The organism is Sphingomonas silueang (assembly GCF_040049155.1).
Lineage (GTDB): Bacteria > Pseudomonadota > Alphaproteobacteria > Sphingomonadales > Sphingomonadaceae > Sphingomonas > Sphingomonas silueang.
Map to the genome: position 1 here is coordinate 38,537 of NZ_JBDZDK010000021.1, position 19,539 is coordinate 58,075.

General features: G+C 69.3%; 21 protein-coding genes. 17 read left to right on the forward strand and 4 right to left on the reverse strand.

Features of this window, described 5'->3' with window-relative positions:
- Nucleotides 1-132: 132 nt before the first annotated feature.
- The 3 genes from cobS to ABLE43_RS16795 all read left to right on the forward strand — a co-directional run bounded on the left by cobS (nt 133) and on the right by ABLE43_RS16795 (nt 2,133).
- Entirely contained in the window at nt 133-1,134 is a 1,002-nt protein-coding gene (cobS, locus tag ABLE43_RS16785; protein WP_348979533.1) for a cobaltochelatase subunit CobS, read from the forward strand.
- A gap of 186 nt (nt 1,135-1,320) precedes the next feature.
- Nucleotides 1,321-1,707, forward strand: coding sequence for an acyl-CoA thioesterase (locus tag ABLE43_RS16790; protein WP_348979534.1), 387 nt, complete (start codon nt 1,321-1,323; stop codon nt 1,705-1,707).
- A 126-nt stretch (nt 1,708-1,833) separates the two neighbouring features.
- The gene (locus tag ABLE43_RS16795; RefSeq protein ID WP_348979535.1) at nt 1,834-2,133 is read left to right on the forward strand and encodes a hypothetical protein; all 300 of its coding nucleotides are present in this window, start codon (nt 1,834-1,836) and stop codon (nt 2,131-2,133) included.
- A gap of 99 nt (nt 2,134-2,232) precedes the next feature.
- Here the strand turns inward: ABLE43_RS16795 and ABLE43_RS16800 are convergent, their stop codons facing one another.
- Complete coding sequence (locus tag ABLE43_RS16800; RefSeq protein WP_348979536.1) at nt 2,233-2,856, reverse strand: J domain-containing protein; 624 nt, start codon at nt 2,854-2,856, stop codon at nt 2,233-2,235.
- Between the two features lie 37 nt (nt 2,857-2,893).
- Here ABLE43_RS16800 and ABLE43_RS16805 point away from each other — a divergent pair, with 37 nt between their 5' ends.
- Genes ABLE43_RS16805 through ABLE43_RS16820 form a run of 4 tightly spaced genes read left to right on the forward strand, consistent with a single transcriptional unit; the run spans nt 2,894 to nt 5,095 of the window.
- Nucleotides 2,894-3,196: a BolA family protein gene (locus ABLE43_RS16805; RefSeq protein WP_348979537.1), complete on the forward strand. Its 303-nt coding sequence runs from the start codon at nt 2,894-2,896 to the stop codon at nt 3,194-3,196.
- Nucleotides 3,193-3,897: a glutathione S-transferase gene (locus tag ABLE43_RS16810; RefSeq protein ID WP_348979538.1), complete on the forward strand. Its 705-nt coding sequence runs from the start codon at nt 3,193-3,195 to the stop codon at nt 3,895-3,897. Before ABLE43_RS16805 ends, ABLE43_RS16810 begins: the two co-directional genes overlap by 4 nt.
- Nucleotides 3,897-4,799: a pirin family protein gene (locus ABLE43_RS16815; RefSeq protein ID WP_348979539.1), complete on the forward strand. Its 903-nt coding sequence runs from the start codon at nt 3,897-3,899 to the stop codon at nt 4,797-4,799. The genes ABLE43_RS16810 and ABLE43_RS16815 overlap by 1 nt, the downstream gene beginning before the upstream one ends.
- On the forward strand, nt 4,796-5,095 hold the full coding sequence (locus tag ABLE43_RS16820) for a hypothetical protein (RefSeq protein ID WP_348979540.1): 300 nt from the start codon (nt 4,796-4,798) through the stop codon (nt 5,093-5,095). The genes ABLE43_RS16815 and ABLE43_RS16820 overlap by 4 nt, the downstream gene beginning before the upstream one ends.
- 157 nt (nt 5,096-5,252) lie before the next feature.
- Here the strand turns inward: ABLE43_RS16820 and nusB are convergent, their stop codons facing one another.
- The 3 genes from nusB to hisG all read right to left on the reverse strand — a co-directional run bounded on the left by nusB (nt 5,253) and on the right by hisG (nt 7,932).
- Nucleotides 5,253-5,720 carry a transcription antitermination factor NusB gene (gene nusB / locus ABLE43_RS16825; protein WP_348979541.1) on the reverse strand — a complete coding sequence of 156 codons (468 nt, stop codon included), beginning with the start codon at nt 5,718-5,720 and terminating at the stop codon, nt 5,253-5,255.
- Nucleotides 5,721-5,983: 263 nt separating this feature from the next.
- Nucleotides 5,984-7,285 (reverse strand): histidinol dehydrogenase, encoded by a 1,302-nt coding sequence (hisD, locus tag ABLE43_RS16830; protein ID WP_348979542.1) that lies wholly within the window; start codon nt 7,283-7,285, stop codon nt 5,984-5,986.
- Nucleotides 7,282-7,932: an ATP phosphoribosyltransferase gene (gene hisG, locus ABLE43_RS16835; protein ID WP_348979543.1), complete on the reverse strand. Its 651-nt coding sequence runs from the start codon at nt 7,930-7,932 to the stop codon at nt 7,282-7,284. Before hisG ends, hisD begins: the two co-directional genes overlap by 4 nt.
- Nucleotides 7,933-7,981: 49 nt before the next feature.
- On the opposite strand from hisG, the gene thiL reads away from it, so the two are divergent.
- The 10 genes from thiL (at nt 7,982) to ABLE43_RS16885 (ending at nt 19,530) form a co-directional block, all read left to right on the forward strand.
- Nucleotides 7,982-8,866, forward strand: a complete 885-nt coding sequence (gene thiL / locus ABLE43_RS16840; RefSeq protein ID WP_348979544.1) for a thiamine-phosphate kinase — start codon at nt 7,982-7,984, stop codon at nt 8,864-8,866.
- Nucleotides 8,867-9,108: 242 nt separating this feature from the next.
- Nucleotides 9,109-11,283 carry a sodium-translocating pyrophosphatase gene (locus ABLE43_RS16845; protein WP_348979545.1) on the forward strand — a complete coding sequence of 725 codons (2,175 nt, stop codon included), beginning with the start codon at nt 9,109-9,111 and terminating at the stop codon, nt 11,281-11,283.
- A 39-nt stretch (nt 11,284-11,322) separates the two neighbouring features.
- Nucleotides 11,323-13,362, forward strand: a complete 2,040-nt coding sequence (locus tag ABLE43_RS16850; RefSeq protein WP_348979546.1) for a prolyl oligopeptidase family serine peptidase — start codon at nt 11,323-11,325, stop codon at nt 13,360-13,362.
- A gap of 181 nt (nt 13,363-13,543) precedes the next feature.
- The gene (locus ABLE43_RS16855) at nt 13,544-15,838 is read left to right on the forward strand and encodes a TonB-dependent receptor (RefSeq protein WP_348979547.1); all 2,295 of its coding nucleotides are present in this window, start codon (nt 13,544-13,546) and stop codon (nt 15,836-15,838) included.
- Nucleotides 15,839-16,017: 179 nt separating this feature from the next.
- Nucleotides 16,018-16,914 carry a heme o synthase gene (locus ABLE43_RS16860; protein WP_348979560.1) on the forward strand — a complete coding sequence of 299 codons (897 nt, stop codon included), beginning with the start codon at nt 16,018-16,020 and terminating at the stop codon, nt 16,912-16,914.
- Nucleotides 16,914-17,048, forward strand: coding sequence for a hypothetical protein (locus ABLE43_RS16865; RefSeq protein WP_348979548.1), 135 nt, complete (start codon nt 16,914-16,916; stop codon nt 17,046-17,048). The genes ABLE43_RS16860 and ABLE43_RS16865 overlap by 1 nt, the downstream gene beginning before the upstream one ends.
- A complete protein-coding gene (locus ABLE43_RS16870; RefSeq protein ID WP_348979549.1) occupies nt 17,045-17,578 on the forward strand; it encodes a cytochrome c oxidase assembly protein in 534 nt (177 codons plus the stop codon). Before ABLE43_RS16865 ends, ABLE43_RS16870 begins: the two co-directional genes overlap by 4 nt.
- A 53-nt stretch (nt 17,579-17,631) precedes the next feature.
- A complete protein-coding gene (locus ABLE43_RS16875) occupies nt 17,632-18,546 on the forward strand; it encodes a cytochrome c oxidase subunit 3 (protein ID WP_348979550.1) in 915 nt (304 codons plus the stop codon).
- A complete protein-coding gene (locus ABLE43_RS16880; RefSeq protein ID WP_425475284.1) occupies nt 18,506-18,925 on the forward strand; it encodes a DUF983 domain-containing protein in 420 nt (139 codons plus the stop codon). The genes ABLE43_RS16875 and ABLE43_RS16880 overlap by 41 nt, the downstream gene beginning before the upstream one ends.
- Nucleotides 18,922-19,530 carry an SURF1 family protein gene (locus ABLE43_RS16885; protein ID WP_348979552.1) on the forward strand — a complete coding sequence of 203 codons (609 nt, stop codon included), beginning with the start codon at nt 18,922-18,924 and terminating at the stop codon, nt 19,528-19,530. The genes ABLE43_RS16880 and ABLE43_RS16885 overlap by 4 nt, the downstream gene beginning before the upstream one ends.
- Nucleotides 19,531-19,539: the final 9 nt, after the last annotated feature.

Below are 19,539 nucleotides of genomic sequence, written 5' to 3' on the forward strand. Positions count from 1 at the left end.
GGGAGTAAAGCGGACGGAACCCCGCCCCCGCCCGCCCCGTTCCTCTCCCCCGACCAACCCGGTTGAGCCGCACCCCCGGTTCGTCCTATCAGACGCGCGACCCGCCCCCTGCCGGGGCAGCGAAAGGCCCGCATGAGCATCACCGACACCCCGCCCCAGACCAGCGACACCACCATCCTCGCCGCGCCGGACAAGATGGTGCAGGTGCGCGAGGTCTTCGGGATCGACAGCGATCTCGAAGTCCCCGCCTTCTCGGTCGCCGACGAGCGCGTGCCCGATGCCGATCCGGCCTATGTGTTCGATCCCGACACGACGCTCGCGATCCTCGCGGGCTTCGCCTTCAACCGGCGGGTGATGGTGCAGGGCTATCACGGCACCGGCAAGTCGACCCATATCGAACAGGTCGCGGCGCGCCTCAACTGGCCGTGCATCCGCATCAACCTCGACGCGCATATCAGCCGCATCGACCTGATCGGGCGCGACGCGATCGTGCTGAAGGACGGGCAGCAGGTCACGGAATTCCGCGAGGGGCTGCTCCCCTGGGCGCTCCAGACGCCGACCGCGCTGGTGTTCGACGAATATGACGCCGGGCGCCCCGACGTGATGTTCGTGATCCAGCGCGTGCTGGAAACGGAGGGCAAGCTGACGCTGCTCGACCAGAACCGCGTGATCCGCCCCAACCCGTACTTCCGCCTGTTCGCCACCGCCAACACCGTGGGCCTGGGCGACACCTCGGGCCTGTATCACGGCACGCAGCAGATCAACCAGGGCCAGATGGACCGCTGGAACATCGTCGTGACCCTGAACTACCTGCCCGCCGCCACCGAGGCGCGGATCGTGCTCGCCAAGTCGGGCGAATACGACAAGGTCGGCGGCAAGGAGACGGTGGAGAAGATGGTCCGCGTGGCGGACATGACCCGCCGCGGCTTCGTCAACGGCGACATCTCGACCGTGATGAGCCCGCGCACCGTCATCACCTGGGCGCAGAACGCGCTGATCTTCGGCGATGTCGGCTTCGCCTTCCGCCTGTCGTTCCTGAACAAGTGCGACGAGGCGGAACGCGCGCTGGTGGCGGAATATTACCAGCGGGTGTTCGGCAAGGACCTGCCCGAAAGCGTGGTGGGGAAGCGCTGATCCTCCCGTCATTCCCGCGCAGGCGGGAAGCCATACACCATGTCGGTCGTGATCGATCCGAAACGGCAGCGTCTATGGATTCCCGCCTGCGCGGGAATGACGAACGGCAGCATGGCAGCAACGCTCCATCGGGGCTGAGCCACGACGCGCATTGACAGTCATGTCAATAGCGCCCAGCATATCCCCATGGCGCACCAGCATCCGCTCGCGGTCAATCCCGGCGACATCGACCATATGGGTCATGTCAACAACGCGGTGTACCTGTCGTGGGTACAGGACGCGGTGGTCGCCTATTGGGAGCGCACCGCCCCGGCCGAGGCGGTCGCGCGCCACCTGTGGGTCGCGCTCCGCCATGAGATCACCTATCGCCGCCCCGCCTTCCTCGACGACGAGATCGTCGCGACCGTGGTCGCCGAACGGGTCGAGGGGGTGCGCGCCTATTTCTCGACGCTGATCCGCCGGGGCGAGGAGGTGCTGGCCGAGGTGAAGAGCACCTGGTGCTCGCTCGATTCGATCACCCGCCGCCCGGCGCGGCTGGCGCGCGACGTGGTGAGCCACTTCCTTCCCGAATAACGATTTCGGTTTTTGCAATTACGATGAAAACCTGTGCAGTTGCGATATCGCACTGCACAACGGCATATCTCCGGCAACGAAACGGCGCGAGCGGAGCGCCGATCCCACCACCACCGGAGAAACATCATGCGCGCTTTCGTCGTTGCCGCCGCCCTTCGTGTCGCCCTGGTCGCCACCGGCCTGCTGGTTCCCACCCTCGCCGCACAGGCGAACGAGATCAGCCGCGACGGCTACACCTTCAACTACGACCGCAGCGTCACCGCCGACGGCGCGACCGTGCTGACCGGCACGATCAAGAACAGCGGCGAACCGTTCCGCTTCGTGGTCCGCGACCGCCTCGTCACCGGCGACGTCGACGGCCGTCAGGTCCGCTTCCGCATCGCCAAGCCGCTGACCGGCAGCAACGCGCAGGTCGCGGCGCGCTGACGTCCTAGGCGGTGCCGGGCCGGCACCGCATCCGCGTGAGCGGATCAGACCCTAGGTGCAACGCCCGCTCCGTCACCCGACGGGGCGGGCGTCGTCGTGTCAGGCGAAGGCGCGCGACCCCTTGAGCTGCTGATACGCCGCGATCACCTTCTGCAACGCCGCCTCGTGGCTGCGGTCGCCGCCGTTGCGGTCGGGGTGGAACCGGCGGACCAGTTCCGAATAGCGTTTGCGCAGATGCGTCCGGTCGGCATCGACCGCCAGCCCCATGACCTTCAGCGCGGAGCGATCCGCCGGCGACAGCGGACGCCCGTCCTGCCGCTCCGCGCGCCCGGCGGCGCGTGCCGCCGCGCGCCCGCGGATCGTCGCGCCGATCGCGTCGAGCGGATCGGCGAAGTCGCTCCACGCCGGGGCCGGATCGGCGCCGTTCCGGGCGAACGCCCGCGTCTCGCGCTCCCACCCGGCATAGGGGCGTTGCGCGTCGTGGATCTCCTCGGCGGTCATCCCCGCGAAATAGTTGTAGCCCGCGTTGAACGCGCGGACATGGTCGAGGCAGAACCAGCGATAGGCGTTCGGGCCGTCGCCCTGCCCCCCGCCGTCGCGGCGCGGCGCGCGGAACTCGCCCGCCGCGTCGCAGCCCGGCGCCTCGCACCGCCGCCCGTTCGCTTCCACCCGCCCGTGGAACCGGGCACCGGGGCGGTCCTTGCTGATCTTCTCGCGCGCCACGCGACTCCCTTTGGCAAAAGCGACTATATAAGGGGGCATGACCGACAGCACCACCGCTCCGCCCCGCACCCCCCTTGCCGATATCATCGCCGACCGCCTGCGCGCCGCGCTCGATCCCGTGTCGCTGACCGTCACCAACGACAGCCATCATCACGCCGGGCACATGGGCGACGACGGCACCGGCGAATCGCATTTCTCGGTCGATATCGCGGCGGCGGCGTTCGCGGGCCAGTCGCGGGTCGCGCGGCAACGGCTGGTCAACCGCGCGCTCGCCGACCTATTGGCCACCCGGATACACGCGCTGGCGATCCGCGCCCGCGCACCGGGAGAGAATGCTTGACCTATCGCCTGTGGTACTGGCCGACGATCCAGGGGCGCGGCGAATTCGTCCGCCTCGCGCTCGAAGGGGCCGGGATCGACTATGTCGACTGCGCCCGCGAACAGGGCGTCGCGGCGATGCAACGGCGCATGGCAGAGGCTGCCCGCGCCCCCTTCGCCCCGCCGTTCCTCGAACTCGACGGGCTGGTGATCGCGCAGGTCGCGGGCATCCTGCAATATCTGGGCGAGCGCCACGACCTTGCGCTCTCCAACATGCGCGACCGGCTGTGGGCGAACCAGTTGCAGCTGACCATCGCCGATCTGGTGGCGGAGGTGCACGATGTGCACCACCCGGTCGCGGTCGGCGCCTGGTATCACGAACAACGTGCCGAGGCGGCGCGCGCCGCGCGGCAGTTCCGCGAGGAACGCCTGCCCAAATTCCTCGGCTATTTCGAGGATGCGATCACCGGCCACGCCGGGCCTTGGGCGATCGACCATCGCTGGACCTATGTCGACACCTCGCTGTTCCAGCTCGTCGCGGGGCTGCGCTATGCCTTTCCCCGGCGGATGGCGGCCCTCGAACGCGAGGTGCCCGCGCTGGTCGCGCTGCACGACCGGGTGCGCGAACTGCCGGGAATCGCACACTATCTTGCCAGCGACCGGCGTTTGCCGTTCAACAACGACGGCATCTTCCGCCACTATCCCGAACTGGACGCCGACTGATGGAAAACGACCGCTTCTTCCTCCAGACGATCGCGCCGGTCACGCACGACCTCGGCGGGTTCAAGGTCCATCGCACCCTGCCGACCCGGACGCGGACGATGGTCGGCCCGTTCATCTTCTTCGACCAGATGGGCCCGGCGGAACTCGATCCGGGTCAGGGCATCGACGTGCGCCCGCATCCGCACATCAACCTCGCCACCGTCACCTATCTGTTCGGCGGGGCGATCGACCATCGCGACTCGCTGGGCACCCATGCCCGGATCGAGCCGGGCGCGGTCAATCTGATGACGGCAGGGCACGGCATCGTCCATTCGGAACGATCCCCGGACGACGAGCGCGCGGGCGGTCCGCTGCTCTCGGGCATCCAGACGTGGCTGGCGGTGCCCGAGGCGCAGGAGGAAATGGACCCCGCGTTCGAGCATGTCGAGGCGGACCGGCTGCCGATCGTCACCGGCGGCGGGGCCAGCGCGCGGGTGGTGATGGGCGATCTGTGGGGCGTGTCCGCGCCGACGACGCAATATGCCGCGACCATCTATGCCGATATCGTGCTCGATGCGGGTGGGGCGATCCCCATCGACGCAGGTGCGGACGAGCGCGCGCTCTACCTGACGCACGGCGATGCGGCATTGGACGGCGTGGGCCTCGAACCGATGACGCTCTACGTCCTGCGCCCCGGCATCGCCGCTACGCTGCGCTCGTCAGGCGGCGCGCGGGTGATGCTGTGCGGCGGCGAGGCGTTCACGACCCCGCGTCACGTCTGGTGGAATTTCGTGTCGTCGCGCCGCGACCGGATCGATCAGGCGAAGGCCGACTGGAAGGCGGGCCGCTTTCCCAAGGTGCCGGGCGATGCGGCGGAATTCATCCCCATCCCCGAAATCCCCAAGACGGTCAGCTATCCGTGAGCGACCCCGCCCCCGGCCCGTGGTGGCGACCCGCGCCGCTCACCTGGGGCATGTGGGCGCTGACCGGCTGGTGCGCGATCGCAGGCGCGATCGGGCTGAACACCCGCATCACCGACAGCGATCCCGCGGGCAACGGCATCGGTACCGGCATGGTGCAGGGGCTGGCGCTGCTGCTGCTGACCGCGGCGGGGATCGTGGCGGCGCTGTACCTGCTGATCCGCTGGCGGCCGCTGCGCTATCTCTGCGTGGGGCTGCTGGCGATGCTGGCGGTCGCGGCGCTGGCGTTCGTGCGGTAGCAGCAGCGTGCCATCGGTTCGGGTCAACGGATGCCGATGCAGGGAAACCATCCCCCATCGTTCGTGTCGAGCGCAGTCGAGACACCGGGCGCGGTACGTGCGGCACGTCCCTCGACTTCGCTCGGGACGAACGGGGGGAGGCGAGCCCCCCGCTTCGTCATCCCCGCACCACCTTCGCCACCGCGTCGAGCAGGCCGTTGACGAACCCCTTCTCGCGCCGGTCGTAGAAGGCGTCGGCCACGTCGAGATATTCGCTGATCACCGCCGCCACCGGCACGTCGGGCCGGGCGAGCAGTTCATAGGTGCCCGCGCGCAGGATCTGGCGCATCGGCTTGTCCAGCCGCTCGATCGTCCACCCGCTCGACAGCTTGGACGCGATCAGCGCGTCGATCTCGTCGCGGCGGGCATCGACGCCCTTGACCACATCGTCGAAGAAATGGACGTCGGCCTCGGCATATTCGACCTCCTCGATCGTCGCGCCCAGCCGGTGCTGGTGGAACTCGTGGAGCAGCGCGGGGATCGGGGTCGCTTCCATGTCGTGCTGGTACAGCGCCTGCACCGCGGCAAGGCGGGCGGCGGCGCGGGCCTGACGGGCACCGCGCGGGCGGGAGTTCTTCGTGTTCATATGGCCATCCCCCTAGCCGCGCGGGCCGTGCGAAGTCGAGGGGGGTTGAACGGGCTTTCCTACAGCGGCGGTGGTGTGTCAGGCTGGCCGACGAAGATCGGTCCGGCGGGGCGCGCGCGCACGACGGCGCGAAACCCGGCGTTAGTGTAAAGTTTGTAAACTTCGGGAGGCGAATCGGGGGGAGCCGCGGGCGAAGCCCGCGTCGTCGGTCGGGGCTGGCAGCCCCGCCGGCCGGACGCGCCTTGGGGCGCGGCGCTGCTTCGCTACGCCTTGCCCGGCGCGTCGAGCCTGACCGCCACCGACTTCGCATGTGCGGGCAGCCCCTCCGCCCCCGCCAGCGTCACCGCCGCCGGGCCGATCCGCTGCAACGCCGCCCGGTCGAGCCCGAGGAAGCTGGTCCGCTTCATGTAATCCAGCACCGACAGCCCCGAGGCGAAGCGCGCCCGCCGCCCGGTCGGCAGCACATGGTTCGGCCCCGCGACATAATCGCCGACCGCCTCGGGCGTGTACCGCCCGAGGAATACCGACCCGGCGTTGCGGACCTGGCCGAACAGCGGCTCGGGATCGTCCACCGCCAGTTCGAGATGCTCGGGCGCCAGCCGGTCGACCAGCGGCATCGCATCGGCCAGCGTCGGGACCAGCACGATCGCCCCGTTCGCATCCCAGCTCGCCCGCGCGACCTGCGCCGTCGCCAGTTCGGCGATCTGGGCATCCACCGCCTGCGCCACCGCATCGGCAAAGGCGGCGTCGTCGGTGAACAGGATCGACTGGCTGGTCGGGTCGTGCTCGGCCTGGCTCAGCAGGTCGGCGGCGATCCATGCCGGGTCGTTCCGCCCGTCGGCCACGACGACGATCTCGGACGGCCCGGCCACCATGTCGATGCCGACCACGCCGTACAGCTGGCGCTTGGCCTCCGCGACCCAGGCGTTGCCAGGGCCGGTCACGACATCGACCGCGCCGATCCGGTCGGTGCCGTACGCCAGCGCCGCCACCGCCTGCGCCCCGCCGATGCGCCACACCTCGTCCACGCCTGCCAGCGCCGCGGCGGCCAGCACCAGCGGGTTGACCTCACCCTTTGGCGTGGGCGTGACCATCACGATCCGCCCGACCCCGGCGACCTTCGCGGGCACGACGTTCATCAGCACCGACGAGGGATAGGCCGCACGACCGCCGGGCACATAGACCCCCGCCGCCGCCACCGCGCTCCACCGCGCGCCCAGCCGCACGCCCGCCGCGTCCACCTCGTCGCGGTCCTCCGGGCGCTGCTTCGCGTGATAGGCGGCGATCCGGTCGTGCGCGAGTTCCAGCGCTGCACGCAGTTCGGGGTCCAGCCCGGCCAGCGCCGCGTCGCACGTCGCGCGCTCGATCCGCCAGCCGGTCGCGTCCGGGTCATGGCCGTCGAATTTCTCGGTAAAGGCGCGCACCGCCGCGTCGCCCTCCTCGCGCACCGCGCGCAGGATCGCCGCCACGTCGCGCGCGACATCGCTATCGGCCTCGCGCCGTCCCTCGACCAGCGCGGTGAAGTCGGCGGCGAAGCCCGGCGCGCCCGCATCCAGCCGGATCATGCCGCCACCGCCCGGCGGAACGCCTCGACCAGCGGCACGACCTGCGGCCGGGTCTTGAACGCCGCGCGGTTGACGACGAGGCGCGACGTCACCTCGGCGATGGTTTCGACTTCCACGAGGCCGTTCTCCTTCAGCGTCCGCCCCGACGACACCAGGTCGACGATGCGCGGGGCGAGGCCCAGCACCGGGGCCAGCTCCATCGCGCCGTTCAGCTTGACGCATTCCGCCTGCACCCCCCGCGCGGCGAAGTGGCGGCGGGTGGTATAGGGATATTTGGTGGCGATGCGCACATGGCTCCACCCGCGCGGATCGTCCCGCTCGGCCATGGCGGCAGGTTCGGCGACCGAGATGCGGCAATGGCCGATCTTCAGATCGACCGGCGCGTACAGTTCCGAATAGTCGAACTCGGCGAGTACGTCCGACCCGACGATGCCCAGTTGCGCCGCGCCATGCGCGACGAAGGTCGCCACGTCGAACGCGCGCACCCGGATCAGGTCGATGTCGGCGCGGTCGGTGCGGAAGCGCAGCGCCCGGCTGTCGGGATCGCCGAACGCCGCTTCGGGGACGACGCCTGCCCGCGCCAGCAGCGGCATGGCTTCGTCGAGGATGCGCCCCTTGGGCACGGCGATGATGATGGGATCGGTCATGGGCTCGCGGGCTTTACTTGGGGGTGCTCGCTCGCGCAACACGGGCGCCATGACCGAAGCCGAGTTCATCGCCGCGCTGCGCCGCCTGCCGCTCCATCCCGGCGCGCTGGGGCTGGCCGACGATGCGGCGCATCTGGGCGACCTCGTGCTGACCAAGGACATGATCGTCGCGGGGGTGCATTTCCTGCCCGACGATCCCCCGGCGGACGTGGCGTGGAAGCTGGTCGCGACCAACCTGTCGGACCTTGCCGCCAAGGGGGCGGTGCCGGTGGGGGCGATGCTCGGCTATCCGATCGGCGACGACGGCTGGGACCGGGCGTTCCTGACCGGGCTGGACATGGTGCTGCGGACCTTCGCCTGCCCGCTGCTGGGCGGCGACACGGTGCGGCTGCCGCCCGGCGCGCCGCGCATGCTGTCGCTGACCGCGATCGGACGCAGCGCCGCCGCCCCGCGCCGGGGCGGGGCGCGGGCGGTCGATGCGCTGTGGGTGACGGGGACGATCGGTGATGCGGGCGCGGGCCTCGCGATCGCGCAAGGGGCGGCGGGTCCGGCGCACCTGCTGGCACGCTATCGCCGCCCTGTCCCCCGGCTGGCGGAGGGACGGGCCTTGGCGGGCCATGTCAGCGCGATGATGGACGTGTCCGACGGGCTGCTGATCGATGCCGCCCGCATGGCGACGGCGAGCGGGTGCGCGGTGACGATCGATCTGGCGCAGGTGCCGCTGTCGGACGCGCTGCGGGCGTACGGCGTTGATGCGTTGCAGGCGGCGACGGCAGGCGACGACTACGAACTGCTGTTCGCGTTGCCGCAGGGCGAGGTGCCGCCGGTCGCCGCGACGCGGGTCGGGTGGTTTATGGCGGGTGAGGGGCTGTCGCTGACGGACGGCGACCACACGGTTTCCCTGCCCGAACGCCTCGGCTGGCTCCACGGCTAGATCCTCCCCGGCACGGGGAGGGGGACCATGCGCAGCATGGTGGAGGGGGGCGTCCGCACACGCAACCGTCGCGTTCGCGGCGATCCCCCGCCATAACGCCCTGCGGGCGCGGTCCCCCTCCCCGTGCCGGGGAGGATCAATTCCGCCCTTGCCTCCCCCATCCATCGGCATAAGCTGCCGTCGCTTCAGGGTTCGACCCGACGACACAGCCGGGCGGCCCCACTTGGGAGGGGTTGGAACGTATGACGATCGTCTATCTCGCCATCGCGTGCGGCATCATCGCCGTGCTCTATGGCGCACTCACCGCCGCGCAGGTGCTGCGCGCGTCGCCCGGCAACGAACGGATGCAGGACATCGCCTCGGCGATCCAGGAGGGGGCCAAGGCCTATCTCGGGCGGCAGTATCGCACGATCGCGATCGTCGGCGTCATCGTCGCCATCCTGCTGTTCCCGACATTGGGGCCGCTGTCCACGGTCGGCTTCCTGATCGGGGCGATCCTGTCGGGCGTTGCGGGATATGTCGGCATGGAGATTTCGGTGCGCGCCAACGTCCGCACCGCCGAGGCGGCGCGGACCTCGTTGCAGGGCGGCCTGACCCTCGCCTTCCGCTCGGGCGCGATCACCGGCATGCTGGTCGCGGGACTGGGGCTGATCGCGATCGCCGGCGTGTTCTGGTACCTCGTCGCGGTGGCAGGCCATGGCCCCGGCGACCGCGAGGTGGTCGAGGTGCTGACCGCGCTCGCCTTCGGCGCGTCGCTGATCTCGATCTTCGCGCGGCTCGGCGGCGGCATCTTCACCAAGGCGGCGGACGTCGGCGCGGACCTCGTCGGCAAGGTCGAGGCGGGCATCCCCGAGGACGACCCCCGCAACCCGGCGGTCATCGCCGACAATGTGGGCGACAACGTCGGCGACTGCGCAGGGATGGCCGCCGACCTGTTCGAGACCTATGTCGTCACCATCGGCCTGACGATGGTGTCGATCGCGCTGCTGGTGCAGGCCCCGCCCGCGGAGCTGCTGCGGCTGATGGCGCTGCCGCTGATCGTCGGCGGGGTGTGCATCGTCACGTCGATCATCGGCACCTACATGGTCCGGCTGGGCGCGAAGCAATCGATCATGGGCGCGCTGTACAAGGGGTTCTGGACCACCGCGCTGCTCGCCGTCCCCGCCATCTATGTCGCGTGCAGCTATGCGCTGGGCGATCTGAACGCGGTGATCGGCGGGGCGGGGTTCCTCGATCCCGGCGGCGACACGCTGACCGTGGAAGGGGCGCTGGGCGCACAGGCCCCGGTCGCGGGCCAGAGCTTCACCGGCATGGACCTGTTCTGGTGCATGATGATCGGCCTCGGCGTCACCGCCGCGCTGGTGTGGATCACCGAATATTACACCGGCACCGCCTATCGCCCGGTCAAGTCGATCGCGCGCGCCAGCGTCACCGGCCATGGCACCAACGTGATCCAGGGGTTGGCGATCAGCCTCGAATCGACCGCGCTGCCGACGCTGGTGATCGTCGTCGCGGTCGTCGCCGCCTATCAGCTCGCCGGGATCATCGGCGTGGCGTTCGCCGCCACCGCGCTGCTGGCGCTGGCGGGCATGGTCGTGGCGCTCGACGCCTACGGCCCCGTCACCGACAATGCGGGCGGCATCGCCGAGATGGCGAACCTGCCGGACGAGGTGCGCCACCGCACCGACGCGCTCGACGCGGTCGGCAACACGACCAAGGCGGTGACGAAGGGCTATGCGATCGGCTCCGCCGCGCTCGCCGCGCTGGTGCTGTTCGGGGCGTACACCACCGACCTGAAGCTGTTCTTCCCCGACCTGACCGTCGATTTCTCGCTGTCCAACCCGTACGTCATCGTCGGGCTGCTGCTGGGCGCGCTGCTCCCCTATCTCTTCGGCGCGTTCGGCATGACGGCGGTCGGCCGCGCGGCGGGATCGGTGGTGGAGGACGTGCGCGCGCAGTTCGCCGCCGATCCCGGCATCATGGCGGGCACCAGCCGCCCGCAATATGGCCGCACCGTCGACATCGTCACCCGCGCCGCGATCCGCGAGATGATCGTGCCCTCGCTGCTGCCGGTGCTCTCGCCGATCGCGGTCTATTTCCTCGTGACCGCGGTGGCGGGACAGGCGCAGGGGTTCGCGGCGCTGGGCGCGATGCTGCTGGGCGTCATCGTCTCCGGGCTGTTCGTCGCCATCTCGATGACCAGCGGCGGCGGCGCGTGGGACAATGCCAAGAAGTACATCGAGGACGGCAACCACGGCGGCAAGGGATCGGACGCGCACAAGGCCGCCGTCACCGGCGATACCGTGGGCGATCCGTACAAGGATACGGCGGGCCCGGCGGTCAATCCGATGATCAAGATCACCAACATCGTCGCGCTGCTGCTGCTGACCGCACTGGCGGGCGGCGGCGTGGGCTGAACGGCTTGCACCGCGCCGCGCGGCGGATACTATGCCGACATGCGCAGCGGGGGCGATGCGCATGTCGGGATCGAGCCGGGCGTCGGGGGACGCCCGCCCTTCCCCGCCCCCGGTGAAACTGGGGGCATCGACGTGATTTCGTACCGGACCATTGCACTGGCGCTGGCCGCCGCCGCGACCACCCTGCCCGCACAGACGCCCGCACCCGCCCCCGATCCCGCCGCCCCTGTCCCGATCGAGGTGTTCGCGCAACTGCCCGCGATCGAGTCGCCCCAGCTGTCGCCCAACGGCGAGATGGTCGTGTCGAAACAGGCGGTGCAGGGCCGCCAGGTGCTGACCGTCACCCCGCTGTTCGGCGGCAAGAAGCCGGGCTTCCTCGGCACGCCCGAGAATACCGACATCAACTGGTGGCGCTGGGTCAACGACGACTGGCTGGTGGTCGGCCTGGGCGCGCAGCAGACGATCTTCGGCGAAGAAGTCTATGTCACCCGGACGATCGGGGTCAGCGCCGATTTCCGGACGACCAACCGCATCGACTGGGACAGGTCGGGCCTGTATGCCGACGACGTGCTGTGGGTCGCGCACGACGGCAGCCCGCGCATCCTGCTGTCGCGCCAGACGGGGATCGAGCGGCTGGAGGATTTCGACCCCGCCGTGTTCGAGGTCGACGTATCGACCGGCAAGTCGCGCAAGGTCGCCGCCGGGCGCAACAACGTGCGCAACTGGTATGCCGACGGCGAGGGGCAGGTGCGCGCCGCATACCAGTATAACGACACCACCCGCGCCGCCTCGCTGCTCTACCGCGCGAACAACCGCGAGGAGTTCCGCCCGATCGCCCGGCGCGTCCGGCGCGACGAGGACGGGATCACCATCCCCATCACCATCCCCGTCACCTTCCGCGCCGACGGAACGGCGATCGCGATCGACGACGAGGACGGCTTCACCTCGGTCTATGAGGTCACGCTGCCCGACCTCAAGCTCGGCAGGAAGCTGTACGGGATCGAGGGATATGACGTCGTTTCGATCGTCGAAAATGCGACCGAGAACGATGCGGCGGGCGTGGCGCTGACCGATCGCTTCCGTCGCCACGTCTGGTTCGATCCCAAGATGAAGGAACTGCAGGACGACATCGACAGGGCGGTCGGCGACCGGCGCGCGCGGATCGTGTCGTGGGACCGGGCGCGCGACCGTTTCCTGATCGAGGTCGGCGCACCGTCGCAGCCCGGCGCGCTCTATTACTGGAACAGCGCGGGCGCGAAGATGGAGCGTATCGCGTGGAACAGCAACTCGCTCCAGGCGCGCCGCCTGTCGGCCGTCAGCACCATCCGCTATCCGGCGCGCGACGGCCTGTCGATCGAGGCGGTGCTGACGATGCCGCGCCACCGCGCCGGACAGAAGAACCTGCCGCTGATCGTGATGCCGCACGGCGGCCCCTTCGCCCGCGACAGCGAGGGCTGGGACTGGTGGGCGCAATATCTGGCGGAGATGGGCTATGTCGTGATCCAGCCCAATTACCGCGGATCGTCGGGCTATGGCACCGCCTTCGCCAGGAAGGGCGCGGGCGAATGGGGCCTGAAGATGCAGGACGACCTGAACGACGCAGTCACCTATCTGGCCAGGCAGGGGATCGCCGATCCCCGGCGGGTGTGCATGGTCGGCGGTTCCTATGGCGGCTATGCGGCGATGCGCGCGGCGCAGCGCGACGGGTCGCGCTATCGCTGCGCGATCTCCTATGCCGGAGTGTCCGACATGGCGGCGCTGCGGCGCTATGACAGCCAGTTCCTGAACGGGCGGACGATCGGCGACTGGCTGAAGACCCAGGCCCCGGACTTCAACGCCATCTCGCCGCGCTTCCACGCCGCCGACTTCTCCACGCCGATCCTGATCGTGCACGGCAAGCTCGACAAGCGGGTGCCGGTCGCCCAGTCGCGGATGCTGGTCGCCGAGCTGAAGAAGGCGGGCAAGCCGCACCGCTATGTCGAACAGCCGCTCGCCGACCATTTCTTCTCGCGCGGCGAGGACCGGTTGCAGTTCCTTCAGGAGATGACCGCCTTTCTCAAGGCGCACAACCCGGCCTGATCCGCGCCGCCCGTGGCAATCGGGCAACAGCCGTCGCCAATCGATAGGGGCGTCACGGTTCGGACATATCCCGGCCCTAGCGGGCGCGGCCGAGGGGATGCGCCGCCGTCGTCCGCCGCCCATGCGATCGGGGGATCGCCGGCGGGCGGGCGCGTCCCTCGTGTAGAGGGAAGGACCACCAATGAAGAACCGTTTGCCGCTGCTCGTCGGCGCCGCACTCGTCGCGCTTGCCGCGCCCGCCGCGGCGCAGACCGCCGCCAACCCGCCCGCGGCGAGCGCCGATGCGCCGCAGCTGGGCGACATCGTCGTCACCGCCGAACGCCGCGAGGAACGGTTGCAGGACGTGCCGGTATCGGTCGGCGTGGCGAGCGGCGACGACCTGCGCCAGTTCCAGGCGGGCGGCGAGGATACGCTGCTCTCGCTCTCGGGCCGCATCCCCGGCCTCTATGCCGAGACGACGACGGGCCGCATCTTCCCGCGCTTCTATATCCGGGGTCTCGGCAACATCGACTTCTACCTCGGCGCGTCGCAGCCGGTCACGATCATCCAGGACGATGTGATCCTCGAGCATGTCGTGCTGAAGTCGAACCCGGTCTATGACGTGGCCCAGGTGGAAGTGCTGCGCGGGCCGCAAGGGTCGCTGTTCGGGCGCAACACGACGGCGGGCATCATCAAGTTCGACACCATCCGCCCCTCCGACACCTTCCAGAGCCGCGCGCAGGCGTCGTACGGGACGTACAACAGCGCCAGCTTCGATGCGGGCGTCGGCGGGCCGGTCGCCGACGGGCTGTCGATGCGGCTGTCGGCGCTGGTCCAGCACCGCGACGACTGGATCGACAACCGCTATGCCGGGTTCAGCGCCGACGGCACGCAGACGCCCAAGAAGGACGCGATGGGCGGCTTCGACGACCGCAACCTGCGCCTGCAACTGCGCGCGCGCCCGTTCGACGCGCTGACCGTCGACCTGTCGGGCCACGCCCGCTGGTATGCGGGCACCTCGACCGTGTTCCACCGCGCGGCGCTGAAGCGTGGGTCGAACGACGTGTCGGCCGAACCGCGCGACCGCATCGCGCTGGACGAAGGGGCCAATAATCCGCAGGCGTACAATACCTATGGCGCATCGGCGCGGGCGACGCTGGATTTCGGGCCGGTCGCGCTGACCTCGATCACCGCGTACGAGACGACCGAGGGATACAGCCGCGGCGATACCGACGGCGGTGCCGCCGCGCTGTTCCCGGTGAACGGCGTGGCCAACGGCTTCGGCCAGAGCCGCGGCAACATCCGCGACCTCGACCAATGGTCGCAGGAGCTGCGCCTCGCCACCACCGGCAGCGGGCCGTTCGGCTTCCAGCTCGGCGGCTTCTATTTCGACAACCGCGACGTGACCGAATTCTACCAGCGCGGCTTCTTCCTGACGACGGCGGCACGCAACCCCAACAACTGGGTGCGCCTGCGCGACGTGAACACGTCATGGGCGGCGTTCGGGCAGGCGCATTACGATCTCACCGACCGGCTGACCCTCACCGCCGGCGGCCGCATCACCGAGGATAAGAAGCGCACCCGCCTGCTCAAGACCGCGAACACGGCGGCGAACGTCGTCACCTATCGCGGGCGCACCGAAGTCGAGCTGACGTCGACCGAGCCGAGCTGGGACGTGAGCCTGCTGTACAAGGCGAGCGATGCGCTGAGCCTCTATTCGCGCGTCGCGCGCGGTTTTCGCGGGCCGACGATCCAGGGCCGCTCGGCGGTGTTCAACGCCGATTTCACCACCGCCGATTCGGAGACGATCCTGTCGTTCGAGACCGGGTTCAAGAGCAACCTGCTCGACAACACGCTGCGGCTGAACGCCACGGTGTTCGGCTACCGGGTGAAGGACATCCAGCTCAACGGCAATGATTCCAACGGCAACGGCGTGCTCTTCAACGCCGACAAGGCGCAGGCGTACGGCGTCGAGGCCGAGCTGGACTGGAAGCCGGTGCCGCAGCTGACGCTGGGTCTCGGCGGCAGCTGGCTGCATTCGGCGATCCGCGACAAGCGGGTGTACGCACAGGTCTGCGCGCTGAACGGGCAGGTGGTGTGCACCGTCGAGAACCCGACGATCCGCGTCGGCAGCAACGTGTTCGCGCAGATCGACGGCGAGCCGCTGCCCAACGCGCCCGAATATACCGTCGACCTGACCGCGCGCTGGGACCAGCCGCTCGGCAACGGCGGTCGCGCGTTCATCGCCACCGACTGGAATCTTCAGGGCTATACCCAGTTCGTGCTGTACCGGACCAAGGAGTTCACTGCGAACGGCAACTTCGAGGGTGGCCTGCGCATCGGCTATGCCCCGCCGTCGGATGCATGGGAGCTGTCGGTGTTCGCGCGCAACATCACCAACGAGAAGAACCTGAAGGGCGTGATCGAGAACTACATGGCGGCGGTGTTCAACGACCCGCGGATCGTCGGCGTCTCGCTCTCGGGCAGGTTCCGGTAAACCGTTAGCCAGGCACCCTCCGTCATTCCGGCGCAGGCCGGAATCCGTTGTGTCGGGCGTTGTCGATTCCTTCGCGACCGTCGCCTGTCGATGGATCCCGGCCTGCGCCGGGATGACGGATGATGGGGATACGCCGCACGCCGCTTTCCCCCACGCCCACAAGCGCCTATACGGGGGCGATGACCGCGCAGACGCTCACCCTGCCCGCCGACTGGCGCGACTTCCTTGCCCTGACCAAGCCGCGCGTGATGACGCTGGTGGTGTTCACCGGGCTGTGCGGGATGCTCGCCGCACCGGTGACGATCCACCCGGTGCTGGGCTTCACCGCCGTGCTGTGCATCGCGCTGGGCGCGGGTGCGGCGGGTGCGCTCAACCAGTGGTACGAGGCCGATCTCGATGCGCTGATGAAGCGGACGCAGGGCCGTCCGCTGCCCGCCGGGCGCATGGACCGGCAGTCGGCGCTGCATTTCGGCGTCGGCCTCGCCATCTTCTCGGTCGTGCTGATGGGGCTGGCGGTGAACCTGCCCGCCGCCGCGATCCTGTGCGTTTCGATCCTGTTCTACGTGCTGGTCTATACCGTGTGGCTGAAGCGCCGCACGCCGCAGAACATCGTCATCGGCGGGGCGGCGGGCGCGTTTCCGCCGCTGATCGGCTGGGCGGCGGCGACGGGTGAGGTCGCGCTGCTCCCCTTCTTGCTGTTCGCGCTGGTGTTCCTGTGGACCCCGCCGCATTTCTGGGCCTTGGCGCTGTTCGTGAAGACCGATTACGCCAATGCGGGCGTGCCGATGCTCCCGGTGGTGGCGGGCGAGCGGACCACGCGGCAGCAGATCGGGCTGTACACGCTGCCGATGGCGGCGGTGGCGGTGGCACCATGGCCGCTGGGGCTGACCGGTGCCTGCTACGGGCTGGTATCGATCGTGCTGACGGTCGTGTTCGGGGCGATGGCGGCGCAGGTCGCGACCCGCAGCACGCAAGCCGAAGACCGGATGAAGCCCGAGAAGCGCCTGTTCGGCTATTCGATCCTCTATCTCTTCGCGATGTTCGGCGCGCTGGTCGCCGATCGCTGGGCCTTCTGATGGGACAGGACGACGATCGCATCCGCGCACGCCAGCGCGAACGGGCCAGGGTGATGGCGTGGATCCTCGGCGGCTTCGTGGTGCTGCTGTTCGCGATCAGCATCGTCAAGATCCAGGCGGGGCTGGGCACATGACCCGCAACCTGCGCACCGCGCTGCTCTCCGCCGCCGCCGTGGTCGGCATGACCGGGGTGGGGTTCGCCAGCGTGCCGCTCTATCGGATGTTCTGCCAGGTGACGGGGTTCAACGGCACCACCCAGCGGGGGCAGCAGGCACCCGGCGGCGTGGGGGACCGGATCGCGATCCATTTCGACGCCAACACCAACCCCGCGCTCGGCTGGGAATTCAAGCCCGAGCGCGCGTCGGAGACGGTCGATATCGGCGCGCGCGACATGGCGTTCTTCACCGCGAAGAACGTATCGGGCCGTCCCGTCACCGGCACCGCCACCTTCAACGTCACGCCGAGCCAGGCGGGCAAATATTTCACCAAGATCCAGTGCTTCTGCTTCACCCAGCAGACGCTGCAACCGGGCGAGAAGGTGCGGATGCCGGTGGTGTTCTTCGTCGATCCGAAGATGCTGGCCGATCCGGACGCGAAGGACATTCGCGCCATCACGCTGAGTTACACATTTTACCCGGTGGATTCGGCCAAGGCGACGGGCTAGGGTCATGACCAAACACGCTCCGGCGCAAGGGGCGGCGAGACAAGGGACGGATGATGGCAGGCGCGAAGAACCATGATTTCCACATCCTGCCGCCCAGCATCTGGCCGCTGGCCAGTTCGCTGTCGGCGTTCATGCTGGCGGCCGGCGGGGTGATGTGGATGAACGAGGCGCCGCTGGGCGGCCTCGTGTTCGGGGCCGGGCTGATCGCGACGCTGGCCTGCATGGGCTTCTGGTGGGCCGATGTGATCCGCGAATCGCATGCGGGGGATCATACGCCGGTGGTGCAGCTCCACCTGCGCTACGGCATGATCCTGTTCATCGCCTCCGAGGTGATGTTCTTCGTCGGCTGGTTCTGGTCGTGGTTCGACTTCTCGCTGTTCCCCGCCGCGATCCAGTACAACCATGAAGAAGGCGTCTCGCTGATCGAGGCGGGCAACACCGCCGTCGCCGCGCAATGGCCCCCGGCGGGGCTCGAGGTGCTCAACGCCTTTGAACTGCCGCTGCTCAACACCTTCATCCTGCTGCTGTCGGGCACGACCGTCACCTGGGCGCATCACGCATTGATCCACAACCAGCGCGGCGGCAGGCTGAAGGGGCTGTGGGGCGCGATCGGCGTCGGCGAGAACGACGGCGTCAAGAAGGGACTGTGGCTGACCGTCCTGCTCGGCGCGCTGTTCTCGTGCATCCAGATCTACGAGTATGTCCATGCGCCCATGCCGTTCAAGGGGCTGAACTATGGCGCCGCCTTCTACATGGCAACGGGGTTCCACGGCTTCCACGTGTTCGTCGGCACGGTGTTTCTCGCGGTCAACCTGATCCGTGCGTACAAGGGCGACTTCACGCCGAAGCAGCATTTCGGCTTCGAGGCGGCGGCGTGGTACTGGCACTTCGTCGACGTGGTGTGGCTGTTCCTGTTCGTCGTCGTCTATGTCTGGGGCGGCTGGGGCGCGCCGATCCACGGCGGCTGAGGTGGCACCGGAGGGCGCGGCGCCGCCTGCGCCCTTTACCTGCGGTGCGCGCGGATTGTGCCCGCGCTGCGGATCGCGGACGTTGTTCACCGGCGTCATCGCCTTCGCCCCGCGCTGCGGCGTGTGCGGCCTCGATTTCGCGGGGCTGAACGTCGGCGACGGTCCGGCGGCGTTCCTGACGCTGGGCATCGGCACGATCATCACCATCCTCGCCATCTGGCTGGAACTGGCGGTGGGGCCGCCGTGGTGGGTCCATGCGCTGCTGTGGGTGCCGCTGACCATCGGCGGGGTCGTCGGATCGCTCAGGATCGCCAAGGGCATGCTGCTCGCGCTCGAGGTCCGCAACGCCGCGCGCGAAGGCCGGATCGACCCGCGATGACGCGGCGGTTGCCGATCCTCCCGACGCTGATCGTAGCACTCGCCGTCGCGGCGATGGTCGCGCTGGGGCTGTGGCAGTTGCAGCGGCGCGAGCAGAAGTCGGCATTGGTCGCCCATGCCCGCGCCAACCTGAACCGTCCGCCGATGCCGCTGCCGTCGCACATCGACGACGACCTGCTGTTCGCCCGCGTCACCGCGACCTGCGCCACGCCCGGCGACTGGACGATGGCGGCGGGCCGGGCGGAGGACGGCACCGCCGGCTATCGCCACATCCGCCATTGCCGCAGCCCCGAGGGCCAGGCGTTCGGCGTCGACCTAGGCGTCGCCGCCGATCCCCGGCTGCGCCCGGCATGGAACGGCGGTCCGGTGGCGGGCACGCTCAGCCGGCAGGGCGGGCCGACGCTGCTCGACCGGTTGACCGGGCGTGACGTGCCCCCTGCGACCCTGATCGTGTCGGACACCCCCGCCCCCGGCCTCAAGCCGTCGAAGCGGCCCGATCCGGCCGGCCTGCCCGACAATCATCTGGCCTATGCGATCCAGTGGTTCGCCTTCGCCTTGGCCGCGGCCATCATATACTTGCTGGCACTTCGCCGCCGCAGCCGCTAACCGCGCACC